General features: G+C 67.2%; 7 protein-coding genes. 4 read left to right on the top strand and 3 right to left on the bottom strand.

Annotated features, from left to right (window positions below):
* The first annotated feature begins 13 nt into the window (after nt 1–13).
* Both B0E41_RS10580 and recJ read left to right on the top strand, forming a co-directional pair.
* Complete coding sequence (locus B0E41_RS10580) at nt 14–994, top strand: hypothetical protein (RefSeq protein ID WP_077331067.1); 981 nt, start codon at nt 14–16, stop codon at nt 992–994.
* Nucleotides 991–2727, top strand: a complete 1737-nt coding sequence (gene recJ, locus B0E41_RS10585) for a single-stranded-DNA-specific exonuclease RecJ (protein WP_077331061.1) — start codon at nt 991–993, stop codon at nt 2725–2727. The genes B0E41_RS10580 and recJ overlap by 4 nt, the downstream gene beginning before the upstream one ends.
* A gap of 322 nt (nt 2728–3049) precedes the next feature.
* On the opposite strand, the gene B0E41_RS10590 is transcribed toward recJ, so the two are convergent.
* Both B0E41_RS10590 and B0E41_RS10595 read right to left on the bottom strand, forming a co-directional pair.
* On the bottom strand, nt 3050–3790 hold the full coding sequence (locus B0E41_RS10590) for a LytTR family DNA-binding domain-containing protein (protein WP_077331062.1): 741 nt from the start codon (nt 3788–3790) through the stop codon (nt 3050–3052).
* A gap of 36 nt (nt 3791–3826) precedes the next feature.
* Nucleotides 3827–4816, bottom strand: a complete 990-nt coding sequence (locus B0E41_RS10595; protein WP_143433778.1) for a sensor histidine kinase — start codon at nt 4814–4816, stop codon at nt 3827–3829.
* A 196-nt stretch (nt 4817–5012) separates the two neighbouring features.
* On the opposite strand from B0E41_RS10595, the gene argH reads away from it, so the two are divergent.
* Both argH and B0E41_RS10605 read left to right on the top strand, forming a co-directional pair.
* Complete coding sequence (gene argH / locus B0E41_RS10600; protein WP_077331064.1) at nt 5013–6464, top strand: argininosuccinate lyase; 1452 nt, start codon at nt 5013–5015, stop codon at nt 6462–6464.
* Nucleotides 6465–6729: 265 nt separating this feature from the next.
* On the top strand, nt 6730–7656 hold the full coding sequence (locus B0E41_RS10605) for an HDOD domain-containing protein (protein WP_143433776.1): 927 nt from the start codon (nt 6730–6732) through the stop codon (nt 7654–7656).
* A gap of 18 nt (nt 7657–7674) precedes the next feature.
* Here B0E41_RS10605 and B0E41_RS27740 read toward each other — a convergent pair whose 3' ends face one another.
* Entirely contained in the window at nt 7675–7797 is a 123-nt protein-coding gene (locus B0E41_RS27740) for a DUF805 domain-containing protein (RefSeq protein WP_077331066.1), read from the bottom strand.
* Nucleotides 7798–7799: the final 2 nt, after the last annotated feature.

Here is a 7799-nt window from a genome sequence, read left to right on the forward strand (position 1 = left end):
CGACAATCGCGGCATGCCCGCCCCGCCCCTGGTTCCCGAGTCGTCCCGCCACCTGCTGGTTCCTTTTGCCGCCGCCAGTGCCGCCGAATGCCAGACCCTGTTGCCCGGGCTTGTGCTGCCCCGCCTGGCCGAACTGCTGACCCTGCTGACCGAACAGGCGCCCGACCGGGGCGAAGACGAGGCCCTGAGCCCGCCGCACGAGCGGGCCCTCGCGCGGGCGCTGGGCCTGCCGGTGGCCGGTGACGGCCGCATTCCGTGGGTGGCGGCGCAGAGCGATGCCCCCACGGTGCCGCAGGCCTGGTTCAGCCCCTGCCATTTCCAGGTGGGCATGGAGATGGTGCAGCTGCTGCCCGGATCACAACTCGATCTGCCCGAGGCCGAATCGCGTACGTTGTTCGATGCGCTCGCGCCGTTCTGCGCCGAAGACGGCATCACCCTGCGCTTTGACAGCGCCACCCAGTGGCATGCCAGCGGTGAAGCGCTGCATGGCATCGCCTGCGCCAGCCTGGACCGTGTGAGCGGGCGCCAGGTGGACGCCTGGATGGCCGAGAGCCCCGCCAACCCGGCGGGCGCGCAGTTGCTCAAGCGCCTGCAGAGCGAAGCACAGATGCTCTTCTACACACACCCGGTGCACGACGCGCGCACCGCCCGTGGCCTGCTGCCGGTCAACGGTTTCTGGGTGCACGGCGCGGGCGCGCTCGACACCGTGCCGGCGCTGCGCGAACCGCCAGCCATGCCCGAGGGCCTGCGCCAGGCGGCGCTGCGTGCCGACTGGGCGGGCTGGCAAGCCGCCTGGCATGCCCTGGACGCGGGCGAGATCGCCGGCCTGCTGGCCTCGGCACGGCGCGGCGACAGCGTCACCCTCACGCTCTGCGGCGAACGCCACGCCCGCACCTGGACCACCCAACCCGTCAGCGCCCTGGCGCGCTTGGCCCGCCCGTTCCAACACCTGCTGGGCCGCGCGCCGGCCAGCCAGACCTTGAAAGACCTATGAAGATCATCACCCGCGATGTCCCCCCCCGCGCCGCCTGGGCGCTGGAACAAGGCGGCGTGCACCCGCTGCTGGCGCGTCTGTTTGCCGCGCGCGGCATCACCACCAAGGAGCAGCTCGACGACGCGCTCTCGCTGCTGCTGCCACCCACCTCCATGAAAGGCGCGGCAGAGGCCGCACGTGCGCTGGCCGACGCCATGGCAGCGAACAAAGCCATCTGCATCGTGGCCGACTACGACTGCGACGGCGCCACCGCCTGCGCCGTGGGCCTGCGCGGCCTGCGCCTGCTGGGCGCGCCCATGGGTTTTGAGCGCGTGAACTACCTGGTGCCCGACCGCGTGACCGACGGCTATGGCCTCACGCCGGCCATCGCCCAGCGTGTGAAAGCGCAGGGCGCCGACGTGCTGGTCACCGTGGACAACGGCATCGCCAGTCTCGACGGCGTGCGCGCCGCGCGCGAGCTGGGCCTGCAGGTGATCGTGACCGACCACCACCTGCCCGCGCTCAAGGGCGGCGAGGTCGTGGTGCCCGCCGACTGCGTGATCGTCAACCCCAACCAGCCCGGTTGCACGTTCGAGAGCAAGTCGATTGCCGGCGTGGGCGTGATGTTCTATGTGCTGCTCGCCTTGCGTGCGGAACTCCGCGAGCGGGGCGTTTTCACCGCGCAGACACAGCCGAAGATCGATGCCTTGTTGCCTTTGGTGGCACTCGGCACCGTGGCCGACGTCGTGAAGCTCGACGCCAACAACCGCCGCCTCGTGGCCCAGGGTCTGAAGCGCGTGCGCGCTGGCGCCATGCCGACGGGCATGACGGCGCTGTTCAACGTGGCCGCACGCCAGCCGCTGAAGGCCACCAGCTTCGACTTCGGCTTCGCCCTCGGCCCACGCCTGAACGCCGCCGGCCGCCTGGCCGACATGACGCTGGGCATCGAATGCCTGACCACCGACGACGGCCTGCGCGCCGACGAACTCGCGCGCACGCTCGATGGCATCAACCGCGAACGCAAAACCATTGAAGGCGAGATGCGCGACCAGGCGCTGTTGCTCGCCGAGGAGATGTTCGACGAATCGGAAGAGCCGCCACCGGCATTGATCGTGTTCGACCCGGACTTCCACGAAGGCGTGGTCGGCATCGTCGCCTCGCGCCTGAAGGACAAGATGCACCGCCCCACCTTCGTGTTCGCCGCCAGCGGTGCAGAGGGCAAGGAAAACGAGCTCAAGGGCTCGGGCCGGTCCATTCCGGGCTTTCACCTGCGCGACGCGCTGGACCTCGTGGCGAAACGCCACCCGGGGGTGTTGCTGCGTTTCGGTGGTCACGCGATGGCGGCGGGTTGCACCATTGACGAAGAGCATCTGGAGGTGTTCGAGGCCGCGCTGCAGCAGGTGGCCCACGAGTGGCTGGACGCCGCCACGCTGCAGCGCCGCATGGAGGCCGATGGTGTGCTGGACAAGCAGTACCGCCGCACCGATCTGGTGGACACGCTGCACCACGAGGTGTGGGGCCAGGGTTTTGCGCCGCCGGTGTTCTGCGAAGAGCTGCAGATCGTGTCGCAGCGTCTGGTGGGCGAAAAGCACTTGGCGCTCAAGATGAAGCACCAGGGCGAGCCGGTGGACGGCATCTGGTTCGGCCACACCGAGCCTTTGCCTGAGAGGGTGAAGCTGGCGTTCCGGCTCGATGCGGATGAGTGGCAGGGGCAGCGGCGCGTGCGGTTTTTGATTGAAGCGGCGGAGGTCTGAAATCCCGGGATCGCTCGCCGACACCTCGCGGTGCTGGATGGCGCGGGTCGCGCTGTTCCGCTCATGTCCCCCGACGGCCTGCGGCCGTCTCCTCCTTTACTTCGCTGCACAGCGCGACCCACACCATCCAGCGGGTGACGTATTTGCGCTCCCGGACTGGCATGCGAAGCGGTCTTCGGTGATCGGGGTGACCGGCGCAGCGAAGTAAAGGAGGAGGTTTGGGCGCAGCCCAAACCGGGGGACATGAGCGGAGCCGGTCACCCCGATCACCGAAGACCGGACCAACCGGAGAAAAGCATCCCCAACCGCAACAGGAAAAGCGTCAGCTCACCAAAGCTTCACGCACGGCCGCCAGTTGACGACGCGACACAGCCAGCCGCTCGTCCACCCCATCCAGCCGCACCATCCAGCCCTCGCCCTCGACCGGGTCGTTGTGCTTCTCCACCGCCCGCACCCTCCGCCGCGCCACCAAGGCATTTCGGTGCACCCGCACAAACAGGTGCGCGTATTTCTGCTCCAGATCGCTCAACGCGCCATCAAAAATGTGCTCCTTATCGGCCGTGCGTACCGTGATGTACTTCAACTCCGCCTTGAGGTAGATCACATCGGCCAGCGCCACACGCTCGCTGCGACCCCGCTCCTGGATCAACAAGCTCTCTACACCGCCCGAAGCCTCGGCCACCTCGCCGGCACTGCGCAGGCGCTGCACCTTCTGCAAAGCCTGCTGCAACCGCTCCAGACGCACCGGCTTGGTCAGGTAATCCACCGCTTCCAGGTCGAAGGCCCGCACCGCGTGCTCGGCGTACGCCGTGACAAACACCACGTGGGGTGGCGAGACCATCTCCTGAAAGTTGGCCGCCAGGGTCATGCCGTCCACACCGGGCATGTGGATGTCGAGCAGGACCAGGTCGCAAGGCGCGCGTTGAATCTGTTCCATCGCCTGCACCGCGTTGGCCGCTTCACCCACCACTTCGGAAAGCGGCTCTTTGCAATCGCCCAGCAGCGTGCGCAAACGGGACCTGGCCAGCGCCTCGTCGTCAACGATCAGTACCTTCAATGCCATGTCACGCTCCGTTGATGCCGCCTGGACAGACAGGCTTTATATCGGGATTTCAAGTCGCACCTGAAACACGCCGTCCACCAGCGCGCTTTGAAAGCGGCCTTCAACATCGTGCAACAGCGTCAACCGCTGGCGCACATTGTCCAACGCCAAACCGTGGCCGCGCGAACCGCTGCCCGAGGGCACGGTGTTGGTCACCTTGATGATCGCCGTCGAGCCTCGTCGCTTGGTCGAGATGCGAACGGTCGCTCCGGTCGGGCTCGGCTCCACACCGTGTTTCACCGCATTCTCGACCAGGGGTTGCAGGATCAGCGGGGGCAACAGCGCGCCTGACGCCTTTTCATCCAGGCTCCACTCCAGTCTCAGCCGATCCCCAAAACGAATCTGCTCGATGGCAAGGTAGTGCTCGGCGAGTTCCAGCTCCTGGCGCAGTGGCACCGCCTCTTGCGCGTCGGCCAGCGCGTGGCGGAACAGCTCGCTCAGGTCTTCAAGCAGCGCCTCGGCCTTGGCGGGCTCGGCGCGCACCAGCGCAATGGCGCTGTTGAGCGTGTTGAACAGGAAGTGAGGGCGAATGCGCGCCTGCAGCTCGGCCAGCCGTGCGGTCGTGCCGGCCGGCGCACGCGCTCGGGCCCGCCACACGAGGGCCGCCACCAGCACCGCCGCCACCAGCGCGCCCGACGCGGCACTGGCCAGCCAGGGCGCCGGGTCTACCAGCCCGGTCCAGGCCAGCAGGCCGCAGCCATAGACCGCCGAAGCCGCGCCCAGCAAAATGCCCGAGGTCCATTGCGCCGGCTTCGGCAGGCGGGCGAGCTGGCGTTTGAGGGCGCACACCACGAGCAGCCAGATCAGCACCGCAGGCAAGGTCGCCGCCGTGTACAGGGCCACCTGGGTCATCCACCCCCACCAGCCCTGCGCGCCATACAAGGCCGCCACCCAGGCCACCGCCTGCACAAACATCACCGCGCGCAACACCACACCGACCTGGCAGGTGTCAAAGATCAGCTCTTCCGCGCGCCGGTGCTCAGGCATCTGCGAGAGCGGCAAGGCGCCCGTCGCGGTGGTCAGGTCCTGGAAGGTCGATAAAATTCGTGAATCTCGCATAACGCTCGCACTATAGGCCGCGACCGCCCTTTTGGGGCAACGGCGAGCCGTTTGAGCAACCCGGCCAGCCTGGCCTGGCGCCTGGCGCCCCCTCTGACCCCCCCACCTCTCCGCTGGCAACACCATGTCCACCAACCAATTCGACAAAAAATCCGAAGCCTGGTCCGCCCTGTTCTCGGAGCCCATGAGCGACCTGGTCAAGCGCTACACCGCCAGCGTGTTTTTCGACAAACGCCTCTGGCTGGCCGACATCACCGGCAGCCTGGCCCACGCCGAGATGCTGGCCGCGCAGAAGATCATCGGCGCCAGTGACCTGGCCGACATCCAGCGCGGCATGGCGCAGATCCGCAGCGAAATCGAGGCCGGCGGCTTTGAGTGGAAGCTCGACCTCGAAGACGTGCACCTCAACATCGAAGCCCGCCTGACCCAACTGGTGGGCGACGCCGGCAAGCGCCTGCACACCGGCCGCTCGCGCAACGACCAGGTCGCCACCGACGTGCGCCTGTGGCTGCGCGGCGAGATCGACCTCATCAGCGACCTGCTGGTCGAACTGCAGACCGCGCTGGTCGACGTGGCCGAGAAAAACGTGGAAGTGATCCTGCCGGGCTTCACCCACCTGCAGGTGGCGCAGCCGGTGAGCTTTGCCCACCACCTGCTGGCCTATGTGGAAATGTTTGCGCGCGACGCCGAGCGTTTGGCCGACGTGCGCCGCCGCACCAACCGCCTGCCGCTGGGCAGCGCCGCGCTGGCCGGCACCACCTACCCGCTGGACCGCGAGCGCGTGGCCGTGAGCCTGGGCATGGTCGATGAGAAGGGCAACCCGCAGGTCTGCCAGAACAGCCTGGACGGCGTGAGCGACCGCGACTTCGCGATCGAATTCACCGCCGCCGCCTCGTTGTGCATGGTGCACATCAGCCGCTTCAGCGAAGAGCTGATTCTGTGGATGAGCCAGAACTTCGGCTTCGTGAAGGTCGCCGACCGCTTCACCACCGGCTCGTCGATCATGCCGCAGAAGAAAAACCCCGACGTGCCCGAACTCGCCCGCGGCAAGACCGGCCGTGTGGTCGGCCACCTCATGGGCCTGATCACGCTCATGAAGGGCCAGCCCCTGGCCTACAACAAGGACAACCAGGAAGACAAGGAGCCGCTGTTCGACACCGTGGACACCTTGAAAGACACGCTGCGCATCTTTGCCGAGATGGTGGGCGGCCAGCTCAACCCGGCCACGGGGCAGAAGGAAGGCGGCATCACGGTCAACGCCGTGGCCATGGAAGAGGCCGCCAAGAAGGGTTACGCCACCGCCACCGACCTGGCCGACTACCTGGTGAAAAAGGGCCTGCCCTTCCGCGACGCCCACGAAACGGTTGCCCATGCGGTGAAGGCCGCCACGAGTCACCAATGCGACCTGTCCGAGCTGCCGCTGACCGTGCTGCAAAGCTTCAACGCCAGCATTGAAAAAGACGTCTACGAGTGCCTGAGCCTGCGCGGCAGCCTGAACGCGCGCAACACGCTGGGCGGCACCGCACCCGCGCAGGTACTGATGCAGATCGCGCGCCACCGCGCCCGCCTGGCGTGACAGGTGTCGTGGGGTACCCCGCTCAAGACTGACCGAAAAAAGCCGATTCCTTCCTCAGAGCGACCCATAGCCCCATGGGTCACCACCAGGTCTGGAGGCCCTCGTGTCTTTTTTCTCGCTTTTCCGTCGGCGACCCGCGAAAACCGCTGTTGCACGGACGGCGCCCGTCCGGCGCCCCGGTACGCCGGCCGCTTCGATCGCAGCCCCAGCAACCCCTGCCTTTGTATTCACTTCACCCCTGCCAGCCGCACCGATTCCCGCTGAGTTGTCTGGATTTCGCTGGCTGACAGTGCAGGGCCTGGACCCCGAGCGCCGAGACGCCCTTCTGGCCGCTGTCCGCGGCATTCCCCGCCCGCCGCCGTCGATGCAGCAGTTGCTCTCGCCCGAGTTTGTCGCCAAGGCCGGTTCGGCCGAGCTGGCCGAACTCGTGACAGCTGAGCCGCTGATCGCAGCCAAGGTGCTCGCGACCGTCAACTCCCCGTTCTACGGCCTGTACCAACCCGTCACCCGCATCGGGCAGTCCGTCACGTTCCTGGGCATGAACACCGTGCGCAGCATCTGCCTGCAATACATGCTGGCCGAGGCCTTCAAACCCAAGCTGGCCGAAGCACAACGCTGCTTTGACACCATCTGGCGCTCCAGCGCCATCGCCAGTGAGCTTTGCGTCCGGTTGGGCAAGGCGCTCAACCTGCCCGACCAGAGCGCGTTGTCCACCAAGGTGGTACTCAGCTTTGTGGGACAGCTCGCCACCGCCTCGCTCATCCCGGCTCCCAGCCTGGAGAGGTGGCTTCAGTGCGACCGCCTGGAGCGCGCGCAACTCGAGCAGGAGCTGCTGGGCCTCAACGCCTGCGAAATTGGTTGCCTGCTGATGAAGTCCTGGGAACTGCCCGAAGACCTGGTCAACGCGGTCGGCGGCGTGGGTCGTCAGCTGGTCAGTCCGTACATGACCACCGATCCGGTGAACGCACCCCGTCTGGCGCTCGGTTACCTCTGCGCCCGTCTGGGCGAGCGCCTGGCGCTGGGCCAGCTCGGCTCGCTGAATGACTACGACGTGAAGCAGGACGCCGGTGTGGACACCTTCCACCTGCGAACCGCCCTGGCCCACCCGACCCTGGCCCGACTGGAACAGGCCCTGGCCTCGCCCGAGGTGCAGACCGCGGTGCAGCAGATGCTGGGCAAACCGGCGGCCTGAACCCGGCCCGCCAGCCCCTTAGCGGGTCGGCGCCGGACCGAAGGCGTTGTCGCCGTCGCTGGGCTGAACGGCCCAGTAGATCATCACTAAGCCCACCAGCGGTACCAGCCCGACCAACACCCACCAGCCGCTCCTGCCAATGT

The sequence above is a fragment of the Hydrogenophaga sp. A37 genome, assembly GCF_002001205.1.
Taxonomy (GTDB): Bacteria; Pseudomonadota; Gammaproteobacteria; order Burkholderiales; family Burkholderiaceae_C; genus Hydrogenophaga.